Genomic DNA, 15362 nt, shown 5'->3' with positions numbered 1-15362 from the left:
GTTTGATATACGCTAAAAGTAAAAAGGAGGTTGCAAATGCCAACTGCAATGAGTTACCCGGGTGTTTATATCAAAGAAATTCCCAGTGGAATTCGAACTATAACCCGTGTCAAGACGTCGATTGCTGCATTTATTGGGCCAACACAAAGAGGGCCACTTGATACGGAGGGGCCTATACGCATTCAGAGTTTTTCGGAGTTTGAGCGAGACTTTGGTGGTCTCTGGCGTCAAAGTCCAATGACCTATGCGGTCAATCAATTTTTTCAGAATGGTGGATCAGCTGCATTGATCATAAGGGTCGTTAATAATGGGGCAGCTGCAACTGGCATAGCCGATACGCTCAATCTGATTGCATCATCACCGGGTAAATGGGGAGAGCAGCTCAGATTACGAATTGACCACAATACGCGTCCTGAAATTGGCGTGGAAGAATTATTTAATCTAACGATTCGCGATACTATCACCGGTGTGACCGAGCGCTTTCTCAATGTCTCCGTATTACCTCTGCACACCCGTTATGTAGGAAAAGTGCTTGAACAAGAATCAAAGCTTGTTCGATTAGTGGCTCCCGCACCCACTACACGCCCTGCTGCAACACCTGACGCAATACCAGGTATCGATCCAATGACGGCAACACCAGGATCTTTTGCATTCAACCCGGATGGGGATGATGGCGTAACCATTACTGATGAGCAGGTATCTGCCCCTGGACTCGAAGTTAATAAACAGGGTATCTGGGCACTAGAGAAGGCTGAGCTGTTCAATTTATTGTGTATTCCTCCTTTTTCATTTGATGCTACTGGTAATGTTGGTACTCAGACACGGACGGTAGCCACCAATTATTGCCGTGCACGTTATGCATTCTATATCGTTGATCCGTTTACTGTCTGGAATGACCTGTCCGATCTAACTGCTAGAGTTAATAGTCTTGATAGTGTAGCCTGGGAGTTGAATAACAATGAGAATATAGCTACTTAATTTCCAAGCTTACGCTGCGCGGATCCCTCGCAGGAAAGGTATTTGTTGGAATTGACGCCTGCAGAGTAACTGTTTATGCACTTTTCCTGTGCTTGAACGTGTATGTGGAGTGCTTTGCCCATACTTTGTGCGACACAGATTCACAGGCGCCCGAGTGGAAATATACGCCGTTGAATCCGACAGATTCGTTACCATAAACCCAGTAGATGAGTGGGTACCATACAACCAGAATATATTTTAGAATCTCAAATCCATCTGAAAACCAATAATATTGATTTGTGCAGAATATTGCCCCACGAGAAAATCGTTAACAGGGCCTCTTCTATTGATAAGGGAGTCTTGCAGGAATAAGTGCGCATAAGCGCCGTGGATATGGATATTTTTTTGGAGCTTATGGGTGAAACCTGCTGTTAGCCAAAAACGATCACTATCCGGTATACGTGGCAATCTGTGCTGTGAATCGGGAACGGGTGTTTGATCGTATGCAAATCCCGATCTTAGAACCCACTTATTGCTTTCCGAAAAATAGTTGATACCAAAAGCATATCGCCAAGTATCCTTCCATTTTAGATGCTGGATATCATCAGGTTGTGCCGACGAGAAATTTGTTCTGAGCTCCTGAATAAGACTCCAGTTTGTCCATAAAGCGTCCGCGGAAATCATCCAGCGGGGGTTAAAATGATGTGAGAAGCCGATCAAAACATTATCAGGCAAGGTGACTGCTGTACGAGCGTTGGAATCGATGAAAGCTTTGCCTTGGACCAGCGCAACAGCACTATCGGGCAAGGAGAAATCTGCTCTGCCTCGAACATCGTGAGCGATCCTTGATCGGTAACTGACGCCGAAATGGGTATCTTGATTCATAGCGTAGAAAGCACCGAAATTATATCCAATCCCTATGCTATCACCTTTGAGCGACGTATAACCGTCTGCAGTTTGTGGAGACAGTCCCTGATTGGCGCACGGCGTGGTTCCCACAACTTGGAAACAAATCGCCCCAAAGTCGATCGCATTGGTTAATTTGGCATGCAGGTACTGAGCATTGAAGCCCGCGCCAAATGAAAGTTTTTTCAGTTAACTGTAGCGATAACGATGGATTGATATTCAATGTCATAATTTCTGAGTCGATAGCTTGATATCGTCCTTTCCAATCCGGATGATAGCTATTGCGCATCCCAAAGGGCACATTGGCTCCGAAACCAAATGCCAGTCTCTCCGTCAGTTCATGTACATAATAAAAATTTGGAATGAAAACCGGGTCGGTTAAATCACCTCCATTGTTTCCAAGAATAGGCATTCCCCCAAGCGATGGACTTAAATGCGAAGAACTATCTTGAAAGGCGACAGAGGGTGCAATGACGTATCCTGCGACGGAAATCAATTTACCGCGGACCTGGTTCATCGCACCCGGATTGAAAAAAACCATGCTCCCATCATCTATATTGACTGGAGCACCTGAAAAAGCTTGTCCCAACTCCTTGACACTTTGCTCCATTACGGCAATACCTGCGCTCAATGCCGGAGCTGAAAGCCAAAACAAGTACTGACTTAGATAACACGCGTATGATCGATAAAGATAAGATGCTTTTCGAAAAGGTATGGTGAATAGGCTCATTGCAGATATCAGAATTGAGCAGACCAGGTTTGTCTGAAGCTTGGTAGTTTGGGTCGTATTGTGAATCCGCCTATTTAACGTATTTATTGATAATACACTTCTACGGAATAGCTGACGGGATGTTATCAACTGGTTTTAGCAATAGGCGATACTGAGTCGATTGACCATAGATCGATGATTGACGCTCTTTTCATTCCGTGAGCAGATATCAGTGGACATATGTCTTTTGGCCTATTCCACCAGATCGTTCAACCATGACAAAGTTATCATCATTCCCAAAATTTCAGTATACGAACCAATAGAAGCGCAATGCCCATTCTTTCTTTTTCTATCCTTCCCTAAGTTCAATTCAGGCAGATATCTGCCACAAGTTATAGTTCCAATTGCATATTTTTGAATGAATGCAGTTGATGCACACTGTTCCCCACTATTCGTTGAATCTACCATTAAACGAATATTTAACAGATACGTTTTTATTTTATCTGACAAATAACTGCAATGGTTGAAGGAGGAATCATGATTACCGATACACTGATCAATACCTATATGACCAATTACCAAGGAGGCCCATCGACTGCTGCGCTTACCGATGGTGGATTTGTTGTTTGCTGGCAATCCTATAACCAAAATGGGGATGGCTTCTTTGATGTATACGCGCAGCGCTACGATGCCAGTGGCGTGGCGCGGGGCGATGAATTTCGCATCAATACTAAAGCTAATCATACTGACAGCCAACGGATTCCATCGATTGCGGCGCTTGCCGACGGCGGATTCGTGGTGAGTTGGGAGTCTTATAACCAGGATGGCGATGGTCTTGGCGTATACGCGCGGCACTATGCTGCCAACGGCGAAGCGCAAGGCGGTGAATTTCTTATCAATACTGTTATAGCCGATAATCAATCGAATCCGTCGGTTGCTGCGCTTGCCGACGGCGGATTCGTGGTGACCTGGAATTCTTATAACCAGGATGGCAACGAATTTGGAATATACGCACAGCGCTACACTGCCAGCGGTGCAGAGTTGGGTAGAGAATTTCTTGTCAATACAACGACGACTAGCAGTCAAATTAACCCTTCAATCACGGCACTCTCTGATGGCGGATTCGTGGTAAGTTGGGCATCTCATGGCCAGGATGGCGATAGCTATGGCATATTCGCACAGCGCTATGATTCCGTGGGCGAGGTGCAGGGTGCTGAATTTCTTGTCAATACCACTACGGCCAGTCACCAGATGGCTCCATCAATTACGGCACTCATCGATGGTGGGTTCGTGGTGACCTGGAATTCTTATAACCAGGATGGCAGTGGTTATGGCGTTTACGCACAACGCTACGATGCCAACGGTGCAGAATTGGGGAGAGAGTTCCGCATCAATACTGCAACAGCCAGTGATCAAGTGGGCCGATCGACTACGGCACTCACTGATGGGGGATTTGTGGTGACCTGGCAGTCTTTTGGCCAGGATGGCGATGGGTTTGGTGTATACGCACAACGCTATGATGCCAATGGTGAGATACAGGGTGGCGAATTCCGCGTCAATACTACGTCAACCGGCCACCAATCCAACTCATCGGTTGCAGCGCTTGCTGACGGTGGATTCGTAGTGAGTTGGGATTCTTATGGCCAGGATGGCAGCGACTATGGCGTATACGCGAAGCGCTATGACGCCGATGGTAATGAAATTGAATGGATGATTCCTCCAGATCTCACCTCACTGCCAACCGCTGACCGGCTATACAATTGGGCGGAAAGTATCTATTCCGATCTCTTTCCCAATCATCCAACCTCTCAGGATGTTTTCGGTTATTACGCCCGGGTGTATGAGAATGGTAATGCGCTAGGTGAGCAAGATGATCACATTTATTTTTATGACGGCAATTCTATTACGCTGGTTGGTACCGTAGACGACTTTTTGCCGGATGCAATGGCCGCCGGATTCTAAGCACATTGCGATGTAATAGAGCATCTTGAATTCGTGTAGACGGAATCGGTTACAAGGTTCCGTCGAACGTAAAGTAGAAGCAGTGATTAACAGATCAGATGAAGCAGGGTAAATGTTGATGCCAGCATTTCTTCAGTAGGAAGCTTATCAAGCTTCTATTGGAGATAGGCAATATGGAGGAACTGCTGGAGATTATTTACCTACAACTACGACTTGTATGTATAAATCATGATAAATAAGATTAATGAATATCAATATCTCCTGATTGAGGCCCATTCCTGGTTGAAGGAAGGTAACATGGAGAAAGCGCTTATTCCATTGCGGGCAGGCTTACGGATCGGTCATGAAAATAATTTTATTCTACCCGATTACCAGTGGGATCCATCGGTGCTGTCACATCTACTCGCACTTGCACTGCAATCTGGTATCGAAGTGATCTACGTACAAAGCCTGATCCGCCGTCATCATATCAAAGCCGAATCACACGAACTCGAGTCCTGGCCCTGGCCGATCAGAGTTTTTACGCTTGGCCGTTTTGAGGTTTTACTTGATAGAGTGCCACTTCATTTTGCTCGAAAGACTCAGCACAAGCCTCTTGAGCTGCTCAAATGTTTGTGTGCTTATGGTGGACAAGCCAGCCAGAGTCGTCTGATCGACGATCTGTGGCCAGATTCGAATGGAGATGCCGCAGAACAGGCGCTCAGAACCACGCTGCATCGTTTGCGTAAATTGCTGAATCATGAACAATCTATAAGAATGAAAGATCGCTATCTATCTTTCGATCCAGGTTTTGTCTGGGTGGATAGCTTAGTGTTTAATAGGGTGGCACATCTACCGGATGCCACCCCGATTTCGATTCAGCAAGCCCTCGACTGGTATCGCGGTTGCTTTCTGGAAGGTGAATCCGCATGTTGGGTATTGAATTTCCGTGACCGGTTGCGCGCTCATTATGTGGACATGGCGGAACGATTCGGCACTTTACTCGAGCAAAACGGTAAATGGCAGGATGCAGCGGCCTGTTATCTCAAAGCAATCGAAGCTGAACCTGTGGCGGAACTTTTCTATCACCGTCTTATGATTTGTTATGCTCGGCTCAGTCGGCGTACTGAAGCGCTATTTACTTACCAGCGGTTGCGTCATGCGCTTCGTTCTCATCTGGGCATTGGCCCTAGCCAGGAAACCTCGCTCCTCTATCAAAAGTTAATAGCTGCATAAGCATTCGGTTTTCCACTAATTTGCCATTGATCGAACGGTTAGGTGAGATATACCAAGCGACATTTATTTTTCAGAGCATTCTCATAAATCTATAAATCGGTAGAATATAAACGAAACTTCAATCCTGGCTTTTAACCAGTATTGGAATTTATTTGGGAATCGATAGCTATCAGCCATATATTTATATCATGAGCACTTGCCATGAAAACCCCTGAAAACGTAGCGCAGAAGTTTCAAGTCGAGATTGAAGTTGAACGTATACGGACAGCAACGGAACAGGGAATTTTCATGTTCCTAGCGGTACTGGTGTTTACCATCGTTCTTGTTTTGGTGCTTTGGAATAACGTTTCCCGATACACTCTCCTTACCTGGTTCATTGCACTCAATGCCATCAATTTTACTAGATGGGCTTACCTTCAATTTTATAGAAGCCGTATTAATCCCCAAAATCCTTCAGATATCAAAAAGATCAAATTCTTTTTACTCGTCGGGGCGGCAACCTCGGGGTCATGCTGGGGCATTGCCAACCTACTGTTTATAGATGAGGCACAACCTTACACCTTGTTGGTGATGTCGATCACTACTTACTTCGTGTCGATGGGTGCAATCTTGTCGTGGTTCAATTACATGCCGGCAGTTATCGTTTTTTTTATTCCAACTATCGGCTCACTCGTTATTCCCCTGTTTGTACAAGGAACCGATGAGAGTTTTAGTTTTGGCTTCATTCTGACTGTTTCTGCCTTATGCGGGCTTTTCGGCAGCTTTAAAATTGGACGAATTTATGATTCTGCGCTGCGCCTGAATTTCGAAAATGTTGCGCTGCGCCTTGAGAGCGAAGAAAAATCCTTGCTTTTGGAAACCGCTCTGGAAAACATGAACCAAGGAATCAGCATGTCCGATCGGGAGGGTAAGCTTCGTATGTGGAATCGACAATTTGTCGATTTGTTGGGTCCAGCAGGAAACAATATCACGGTCGATACCGATATCGAATCCATTTTGAGTGAACTTCCACTGAAAATGCAATCAATACAAAGCGCTGAGCTTCGCTTGAATGATGGACGAATTTTTCAAATAAGACAAACTGAATTGCAGCATGGGGGACGAGTACTGACTTACACGGATATCAGCGATTTGATCAAGCGTGAACGCGCCCTTGAAAAAGCACGTAAAACGGCAGAACTGGCCAATGCGGCCAAAACCCGCTTTCTGGCTGCAGCCAGCCATGACTTGCGTCAACCTATCCATGCGCTCAGTTTGTTTTTTGCAGAGCTTTCCGATCGTGTGCGCGAACCTGAGAACAATATATTGATTACCCAGATAGACGAGTCTATCGGTGCTATCAACTCAATGCTCAACGCTTTGTTGGATGTATCAAAATTAGACGCAGGGGTAGTCAAGCCTAAAATAGCCAACTTTAAGCTTGCAACCCTTTTTACTAAGCTAGAGTCGGAATTTATGCCGATTGCGTTGGAAAACCGCAATAGATTGAAAATTCGCCACACATCCATCTCTGTTCGCAGCGACCCCACTATGTTAGAGCGTATACTGCGTAATCTGATCGGTAATGCACTGCGATATACCGAGAATGGGCGTGTTCTGGTCGCAGCACGGTCACGCGGCGACAATGTTCAAATCCAGGTTTTTGATAATGGCCGCGGTATTCCTGAAAATCAACTCGATGAAATTTTCATTGAATTTCACCAAGTGAGTAATCCGGCGCGGGATCGACGGCAAGGGCTTGGGTTAGGGCTTGCTATTGTCAAGCGGCTAGCCAATCTTCTAAAACATGAAATTAAAGTAGTCTCAAATCTTGGCCGTGGTTCCTGTTTCTCGATAACCTTGCCACAGGCTAGAGTTGTTCATGAAATACATGATGTAAAATTGACGAACCGCCCAGTTGTACCTTCTCTTACCAAATACTCGATCCTTCTATTGGATGATGACATGTCGGTATTAGAGGGAATGCGTCGATTACTGACACATTGGGGATGTCGGCAGGTGATCACTGCCCTTTCTTCAGATGAAGCTTTCAAGCAGATTGATCGCTATCAAGTAAAGCCAGATCTACTCATCATCGACTATCGGCTTGCTGAGAGTGAGTCTGGTATTGAAGTGGGAAAAAAAATTCAGAGCTGCTTTTTATACCCTTTACCAGTGATATTGCTAACCGGGGATACCGCTCCAGAAAGACTCAAGGAAGCTATTGCGAGCGGCTTCCGATTGTTGCATAAACCAGTAGAACTGCCATTGCTCCGTTCAACTATTCAAGAGCTATTAGATAGCGATAGAGAAAATGAGAAAAAAAGCTAATCTAATGGAGGAATAATTCGGAGTTCAATTGCTTTCAGTACGGCACACATCCTATTGGTCGCATTCAGTTTCAGTAAGATTTTGCCAATATGATTTTTTGTGGTGCCAATAGTGATTCCTAATTTGAATGCAATAACTTTGTCTTGATCTCCCCTAGCAATCAATTGTAGAACTTCTTTTTCCCGCAAAGTTAAGGATTCATGAGATAGGTTATCTGTGTCGGGTGGTGCCTGTTCGGAAGTGGTATCTATGATAAATTTCAGACGATTTACCAATTCGTTTCTGTTGCAATTTTTATGAATGCAGTCTGTTGCACCTCTTTCCTTAGCTTTTCTGAGGATGTCAGAATCATCCGATCCGGTTAGCACCACTATCGGTGTCAATGCCCCCAATTCTTTACGTAAGTCCGGTAATGCAGTTAAACCATCTACTCCTGGTAACGCTATATCGAGCAAAACCATATCAAGCGATTTCATATTGGGAATTAATTGCAAAGCTTCAGGAATACTTGAAGTTTCAATTACAAATATATCTTCATACAATTTTTTTAGTACATAGACTATCGACTCTCTAACCAGTACATGATCCTCGATGAAAAGTATATTCATAACTTATCTGTGACTTCTAAATAAAAAAGCGCAACTTTACCTTTAAGAGAAAAGAAATATACGTAGAATTAAATATTTAGTCAAAATTCTATTTTTTCTACTATGAATCTATAAGTACATACTTATCGCTCATCACTATGATTACTCTGCCTCGTCGAATTGCTCATCTCGATATGGATGCTTTCTACGCATCAGTAGAACTACTACGATATCCCCAATTACGTGGCCTGCCGGTCGTCATTGGCGGGCGTTCCGATCATAAGCCGGTCATGCAAGCAGACGGGAGTTTACGATTTTCAAGGCTGCGTGATTATGTTGGCAGAGGGGTGGTGACGACATCCACCTATGAAGCACGTGCATTGGGTGTCTTCTCGGCAATGGGGATGATGAAAGCAGCGCAACTCGCTCCCGATGCAATTTTGCTTCCTGCTGATTTTGAGGCATATCGCCATTATTCTCATTTGTTCAAAGCCGCAGTGGCCTCAATTACGCCTCAGATCGAAGATACTGGCATCGATGAAATCTATATCGATCTCAGTTTATTGCCTGAAGATAGTCTGACGCTTGCAAAACGCATCAAACAAGCTGTATTTGTCGCAACCGGCCTCACTTGCTCGATCGGCATCACGCCAAACAAGCTATTGTCAAAAATCTGTTCTGATCTTGAAAAGCCGGATGGCATCACACTTCTGGAGATGGCCGATATTCCAAGGCGTATTTGGCCGCTACCTGTGCGCAAAATCAGCGGTATCGGTCCTAAAACTGAAAAAAAGTTGATCTCGCTGGGTATCGAAACAATCGCTGAGCTGGCACAAGCTAAGTTGGGTTTCCTGCAAACGCACTTTGGTCGCAGCTATTCGATTTGGTTACATGAGGCCTCCCGCGGTATTGACCAACGGCCTGTCATTACCTGCTCGGAACCCAAATCGATCAGCCGGGAAACGACTTTTGAGCGTAATCTTCACCCCTGCATTGACCGCGCTGCTTTATCTGAAGCGTTGACTCATCTGTGCAAAAAAATTGCTCAGGATTTACAACGCAAAGGTTATGTAGGGCGAACCATTGGTATCAAACTACGCTTCGAGGATTTCCGGACTGTTACGCGCGACACCACATTGGCTACTTATATCGCTGACGATATTTCGATACGACGTGCAGCGAGAGAATGTTTACGGCGCGTACCGATCGAGAAAAAGTTACGGCTGCTCGGCATACGGGTCAGCACATTGTCTTCCCCTCACTCACTACCACAGATTTCAGATTCAACACAGGGAGAACTGCCTTTTGAGCTGCATGAACAGAATTAAGCTCCATTCACACGATCAGGTTTGAATGACGCCCTCTCAGGGCGTGTTAAAACGTAACAAGACGGACACGCGCCCCTCCAAAAACGTTGAGTGGTGGGCCTGGCTCGAAATATCGGCCAAACGCGGCATTGATACGTGTATTTGCGTTATACCGCTCGTCAAACAGATTATTGATACCGAAAAATATAGAGCCCTCGAACGAGCCATACTTCTTTTCCCAACCCAGCAACAACTGTCCCAGTGTGTAGGCATCATTAGTGGCAGTATTGGTATCATTCACAAAAAACTCCCCGACTCTATGAACATGCAATTGCCCAAATACACCGGTAGGATGTGTGTAACGCACTCGCCCTTCCCATCGATGCCTTGGTAAACCAGGAAAAGCGTTCCCTCTCAGATCGATATCATCGACAATGTAGCGCTCGAATTCGAAATCTGAAAAGGTATAGGCAATTTCGCCTCTGAATCCATTCCATATTGGTGTGGCCAGCCGAGTTTCAACACCGAGCCTGCGCGACTTTCCCGCATTGCGAAAAAATGCCCGGCCAGGCGCATCCAGCAGCTCGAAAGGTGTAATCTCATTACGGGTATGAATATGAAAGAATGTCGCCTCATATTCAAAACCGCCTGGCTTTCCGCGTAATCCGATCTCTTTGCTCAAGGATGTCTGCGCTTTGAGGTTGCGGTTGAACCCTCCTATTCCTGCTGGATTGTTGATCAGTTCCGTCGTTGTAGGCGCTTCAAATACCGATGCAATATGGGTAAAAATTTGATGGTTGTCATGCAGGCGATATACCAACCCCGTTGTACCGCTCACTTGAGAAAGCGTCTGCTTCCCCGATTGATCGTTGTCGACAAGATAGGCATCTTTTACCCGATAATGCAGCCAATCCCAGCGTCCCCCCACTACCCAATCCAGGCTATTGGTTACGCGCCATTCGTTGCGAAAAAAGGGCCCAACATTCTGTACGCGTTCGACCTGATCGAGATTCGTCGCACCTCGCACGCCAAAATGGTTATTAAAACGCTGCCGGTCATCATTCTGGATAGCGTAATCGACCCCCACCAGTAAGCGATTAGCACGTTCAAACAACGTGTGATCGCTTGTAAACTGGGTCGTCAGCCCCCCTGTCCATCGATCGAATTCCACTTGACCACCATTGGTAAAGGGTAGCAAATTCTGAAAATCTCGATGCAAAGTGTGTGCAACAAGCGTTAAAGTTTGATTGGCAGTCAGGCTTTTGCGGTAGCGTATCGCAAATTGTTCCTGGCTGATGGCTTCGCTGGCGTTATATAGCCGGTTATTCGCCGACGCTTGCCGAGGGTTGTCTTTCACCTCGGCAAGCGTCAATGCACCAGGATCTTTCGAATCGGGTGAATAAAATTTATGAAACATTACCATCCAATCTGAATCGGGTGACGTCTGGAAATTTAGCTTGACCTGTGAGAACCAGTTTTCCATGCTGCTATGAGTGCGCCAACCGTTCTGCTGCAGATATGAGCCAAATAATCCATAGTCAAAGTAGTCCATCCGCCCTCCTGCATATAATTCCGATTTCAGAAAACCGTATTGGCCAAAAACGAGACGTGGTGACAGTTCAAATTTCTCACGTGGTGAGCGTGTAGTGATACTGATCATGCCACCCGATGCATTGCCGAACAATGATGCCGACGGGCCCCGCACGATCTCCATTCGTTCAATCAATGCTGGATCAACTGCGTCTAATTGCGTCTGACCGTCCGGCAGCGTTTGGGGAATATCGTCCACACGCAATTGGATACCCCGCACACCAAATGGTGAACGTGCACCAAAACCACGAATGGCTATCCGTAAATCCTGTGTAAAATTATATTGATTCTGAAAAAAAACACCGGGTGTACCCTGCGCGAACTCGTCTAGCGTCGCTCCCGGCTGATGATCGGTAAATTCACTTCGCTTAATAGGGGTAATCGCATTGGGTATTTGTTCCGGCAGTTTTTCTGTGCGTGTTGCAGTCACAGTGATTGGATCGAAAACAACCGCTCCGGAGGGTTTGGCTTGCTGCGCCTCAGCTAAGGTTGCTGCCAAGAAAAATCCAATTATTGAAGCTAGGCTGCCTAATGAATTGCTGCCAAAGCGGTTCTGGTAAACGTGCATCGATAATGAATATGGCTGGAGATTGTTTTCGCTATGCCTTTTTAACTCAATTTTACAATATGCATTGAATTTCACTGCCTGTTTAGTGAATTGAATTGTACTGATTAACGGTATGTTATGCAGAATTCAAAAAAACACCCCTAAAAGAACAAAATTTGATAAGAGAAACTAAGCCATGACCCCGATCAAGACCTTATTAAGCATTTTAATCTGCAGTATCGTCACATTCTACTCATCCTCACTCTTGGCAAGTGTCAGGCTGATTGCTGAAATTGGACAGCCTGCAGCCGATTTCCCTGCGAATTATGTTTATTGGAATGTTGATAATCCAACTATCGGTGCATCAGGCCATATCGCATTTGCTGGCGCTGCTGATACAAGCGTTCGTGCTACTGCAAATAATACGAGTGCAGTCTGGGCAGGATTTCCGGGGAATCTCAAAGCGATTATTAAAGAAAACGATTCTCCCTCCGGCTTTCCTGAAGGGATCAGCTTTGATTCCGTTATTGGTTTGAATATGGTAGTGACACATTCTGGCCATGTTGCATTTAATGCGCAATTCAAGGGGAATGTAAGTAGTGTTAACGATAAAGGATTACTCGCATTTGTGAATCGGCAAGCTCACTTAGTGCTCCGAACCGGCGATCAAGCACCTGGCTTCCCTGAAGGTGTGGTCATACGAAATATCCAGGATTTTGTGTTTACGGATGCAGGAATGCTCATTCAAGCTGAAGTTGCTGGCATTAATTCACTTGGCTGGGGTATCTGGTTTTGGGATTTATCATCACTCACCCCGATCCAATCACCTATCAATGGCTGTAACTTCACTGGAATAAACAATTTAAGCATCAATCAGAGCGGAGAAGGTGTATTCAGCGCGTTATTACTAAATAGCTCAGGCTCTTTTTGCAATCCCGCTCGAAGTCTCTTCAAATGGCATAACGGCACAACCAAAGTCATTCTGTCAGAAGGTGCAGCTGTTCCAGGCATGGCTAACACGATCTTCACGCTTGGCTTATATCCTTTGAAAGCTACCATTACAGACCAGAGTGAGATAATCTTCACTGCTGTCCTTAAGGATACAGTGAGTTCCAAGACACAAAGCAGTGTATGGGTAGCCCAAAATGACGGGAAACTTGATTTGTTGGTATTGGACGGCGAAATACTTGCAGATGATCCTACTGAAAGACTCGAAAACCCAAAAATTTATCCTTATCTAGAATCTACCAATCGCGGTTTATCCATCTTGGTTGCCTCAAGAGAGACGGAGCGGCGAACGGCCCTACTATTGGGAGAACCGAGATCTACACAACCCTATACAAGTCTCGAGGAAGCCGGTCTTTCACAGCTTTCTACACTTGCGCTATTGGGGGACCCACCCCCGGGTTTAGGTGATTCCTGGTTCTTTGCCATTCTTACCAACCAAGTCGCAATCAACAAAACAGGACAATTTGCTTTCAGCAGCTTAATTGCAGATTCCTCGAATCTTGTTGAAAGCCAACAAATTAGTATATGGCGTGGCAAGAATTCCTTGGATATGGAGTTGGTCGCCAATACGGGAATGACACTGTTCGCTAATGAGCAAATCAGGACACTTAAAGAAATCGGCAATATCAATCGCGCAAGCAATGCGTATAAAAACGGTGGATCAACTGTCGGCGGCAGTATAACGCAGTTCAGCGATCGCGGAGAAATTATCTTCACGGGCGTACTCTCTGAAGGATCCAGAGGTATTTTTCTGATTACGGATGGGGAACAAGAAAAAAGAATTTTCACGCTAGCTGAGCAACTTTTTCCAGAATTATTCTCACCTGCAAACCCACGCAATCAGAATGCCGAAGGCTATCTGTATCGGTATTATGCCGACACCAATTCCTATATTGGTATCCGTGGAGGAGAAGTATTTGTTCTTGGAGAACAGTTTGGTCCAGGTATTCAACGCATCAACACGATTGAGAATACAATCAAATTTCTCGAAGACTGGGCGAGCACAGCAGGACAGTGATTGCGACTGCTAAAACTAACAAACATTACATCTGGCTGAAGCCACAAAATCTCAACTGGCAGTCAGGTTACAATTTTTTTCGGCTGCGCTGCGATAGCCGTTGATGCTATAACCATCTAATAATTAGTTAATAGACTTTTGCAGCAAGATGCAAAACTAGAATAAAATCATTCAGCGCCCATCTACTTGGTCGGTGGGCGTTTAATTGGCAGTGGATGTCGGTTTATGCTTGCGGTGTGAACCCTCATCCTTGTCTTGTTCCAACAAGCTCCTGATGGCTAACAACTCCTTGCGGCGCGCATTGCTAGTGGGTGGATAACATAATTTTAAGCTAGAGAGTGTATCGACAATGATTTGTGAGATGATCAAACGCGCATTCTTCTTGTCATCGGCAGGCACGATATACCAAGGTGCTTCGGCAGTACTGGTTGCAGTCAAACAAGCTTCATAGGCTGCCATGTATTGATCCCAGGCTTGGCGCTGTTCCATATCCGCATCAGAGAATTTCCAATTCTTGTTGGGATTATCAATTCTCGCCAAAAATCGTTGCCGCTGTTCATCTTTGGAAAGGTGCAGAAAAAATTTGATAATACGCGTTCCATTCCGGTACAAATGTGCCTCAGATTCAACGATCGATCGATAGCGCTGTCCCCAGAAATCATTTTCATTCAAGGAAGTATCAGGCAGATTCTGTGCTTTCAATACCTCTGGTTTTACCCGCACAATCAAAACTTCCTCATAGTAAGAACGGTTGAAAATACCGATTTGTCCACGCTCAGGCAACGCCCGATGGGTCCGCCATAAAAAGTCATGGTCGAGCTCTGTTTCACTAGGATGTTTGAAACTATACACTTGACAACCCTGCGGATTGACACCGGACATCACGTGTCGAATCGCGCCATCTTTGCCCGCAGCATCCATAGCTTGAAAAATTATCAATAAAGAATAGCGATCATGTGCATAGAGTAAACGCTGGATTTTTTTCAGTCGTTTGATATCGGTTTTCAATTTTTCTTTGTATGATTGCTTCGACTCATAGTAGGGCTTGACCCGAGTCTGCCACTGGCTGAGGTCGACCTGACTCCCAGGTTTAACGCAATAATCGGAAATAGTTATTTCTTTGATGTTCCCCATGGTATTGCTCCTTTTTGAAAAACCTCGAACCAAATGAATCAGCTGGCAAATTTTTGAGGTAAAACATGTCAGATGAAATCAATATCAAATTATCATTTCAGCTTAATAGCCC

The 15362-nt window shown here is 45.2% G+C and carries 10 protein-coding genes and 1 pseudogene; 6 read left to right on the top strand and 5 right to left on the bottom strand.

Annotation, left to right across the window (positions count from 1 at the left end):
• The first annotated feature begins 36 nt into the window (after positions 1–36).
• Positions 37–978: a hypothetical protein gene (locus C8R30_RS00910; RefSeq protein ID WP_090666066.1), complete on the top strand. Its 942-nt coding sequence runs from the start codon at positions 37–39 to the stop codon at positions 976–978.
• A gap of 237 nt (positions 979–1215) precedes the next feature.
• Here the strand turns inward: C8R30_RS00910 and C8R30_RS16330 are convergent, their stop codons facing one another.
• Together C8R30_RS16330 and C8R30_RS16325 are read right to left on the bottom strand one after the other, a co-directional pair.
• Entirely contained in the window at positions 1216–2010 is a 795-nt protein-coding gene (locus C8R30_RS16330; protein ID WP_258191899.1) for an OmpP1/FadL family transporter, read from the bottom strand.
• A gap of 100 nt (positions 2011–2110) precedes the next feature.
• A pseudogene (locus tag C8R30_RS16325) lies at positions 2111–2473 on the bottom strand (OmpP1/FadL family transporter); the annotation flags it as partial.
• 636 nt (positions 2474–3109) lie between these two features.
• Between C8R30_RS16325 and C8R30_RS00900 the strand changes: the two are divergent.
• From C8R30_RS00900 to C8R30_RS00890, 3 genes are all read left to right on the top strand, one after another.
• Positions 3110–4534 (top strand): hypothetical protein, encoded by a 1425-nt coding sequence (locus C8R30_RS00900; RefSeq protein ID WP_107789309.1) that lies wholly within the window; start codon positions 3110–3112, stop codon positions 4532–4534.
• Positions 4535–4762: 228 nt separating this feature from the next.
• Positions 4763–5749 (top strand): AfsR/SARP family transcriptional regulator, encoded by a 987-nt coding sequence (locus C8R30_RS00895; protein ID WP_107789308.1) that lies wholly within the window; start codon positions 4763–4765, stop codon positions 5747–5749.
• Between the two features lie 201 nt (positions 5750–5950).
• On the top strand, positions 5951–8059 hold the full coding sequence (locus C8R30_RS00890) for a hybrid sensor histidine kinase/response regulator (RefSeq protein ID WP_258191897.1): 2109 nt from the start codon (positions 5951–5953) through the stop codon (positions 8057–8059).
• On the opposite strand, the gene C8R30_RS00885 is transcribed toward C8R30_RS00890, so the two are convergent.
• Positions 8056–8667: a response regulator gene (locus tag C8R30_RS00885; protein ID WP_107789307.1), complete on the bottom strand. Its 612-nt coding sequence runs from the start codon at positions 8665–8667 to the stop codon at positions 8056–8058. The two genes, C8R30_RS00890 and C8R30_RS00885, sit on opposite strands and share 4 nt — an antisense overlap.
• Positions 8668–8804: 137 nt before the next feature.
• Between C8R30_RS00885 and C8R30_RS00880 the strand changes: the two genes are divergently transcribed.
• Positions 8805–9974 carry a DNA polymerase Y family protein gene (locus C8R30_RS00880; protein ID WP_107789306.1) on the top strand — a complete coding sequence of 390 codons (1170 nt, stop codon included), beginning with the start codon at positions 8805–8807 and terminating at the stop codon, positions 9972–9974.
• A gap of 46 nt (positions 9975–10020) precedes the next feature.
• Here C8R30_RS00880 and C8R30_RS00875 read toward each other — a convergent pair whose 3' ends face one another.
• Positions 10021–12042, bottom strand: coding sequence for a TonB-dependent receptor family protein (locus tag C8R30_RS00875; protein ID WP_244887957.1), 2022 nt, complete (start codon positions 12040–12042; stop codon positions 10021–10023).
• Positions 12043–12286: 244 nt separating this feature from the next.
• Here C8R30_RS00875 and C8R30_RS00870 point away from each other — a divergent pair, with 244 nt between their 5' ends.
• Complete coding sequence (locus C8R30_RS00870) at positions 12287–14116, top strand: DUF7453 family protein (protein WP_090666053.1); 1830 nt, start codon at positions 12287–12289, stop codon at positions 14114–14116.
• Between the two features lie 201 nt (positions 14117–14317).
• Here C8R30_RS00870 and C8R30_RS00865 read toward each other — a convergent pair whose 3' ends face one another.
• A complete protein-coding gene (locus C8R30_RS00865) occupies positions 14318–15250 on the bottom strand; it encodes an ADP-polyphosphate phosphotransferase (protein WP_090666051.1) in 933 nt (310 codons plus the stop codon).
• Positions 15251–15362 lie beyond the last annotated feature (112 nt).

This window comes from Nitrosomonas nitrosa, from assembly GCF_003051105.1.
GTDB lineage: Bacteria > Pseudomonadota > Gammaproteobacteria > Burkholderiales > Nitrosomonadaceae > Nitrosomonas > Nitrosomonas nitrosa.
Note: the sequence above shows the minus strand (reverse complement) of the source record. Positions and strands in the feature narration are given on the sequence as shown.

What these genes read in the sequence shown, in the direction of transcription:
- C8R30_RS00910 (WP_090666066.1), top strand. Translation starts at nt 37, where the DNA reads ATGCCAACTGCAATGAGTTACCCGGGTGTTTATATCAAAGAAATTCCC.
- C8R30_RS00870 (WP_090666053.1), top strand. Translation starts at nt 12,287, where the DNA reads ATGACCCCGATCAAGACCTTATTAAGCATTTTAATCTGCAGTATCGTC.
- C8R30_RS00895 (WP_107789308.1), top strand. Translation starts at nt 4,763, where the DNA reads ATGATAAATAAGATTAATGAATATCAATATCTCCTGATTGAGGCCCAT.
- C8R30_RS00900 (WP_107789309.1), top strand. Translation starts at nt 3,110, where the DNA reads ATGATTACCGATACACTGATCAATACCTATATGACCAATTACCAAGGA.
- C8R30_RS00865 (WP_090666051.1), bottom strand. Translation starts at nt 15,250, where the DNA reads ATGGGGAACATCAAAGAAATAACTATTTCCGATTATTGCGTTAAACCT.
- C8R30_RS00885 (WP_107789307.1), bottom strand. Translation starts at nt 8,667, where the DNA reads ATGAATATACTTTTCATCGAGGATCATGTACTGGTTAGAGAGTCGATA.
- C8R30_RS00890 (WP_258191897.1), top strand. Translation starts at nt 5,951, where the DNA reads ATGAAAACCCCTGAAAACGTAGCGCAGAAGTTTCAAGTCGAGATTGAA.
- C8R30_RS00880 (WP_107789306.1), top strand. Translation starts at nt 8,805, where the DNA reads ATGATTACTCTGCCTCGTCGAATTGCTCATCTCGATATGGATGCTTTC.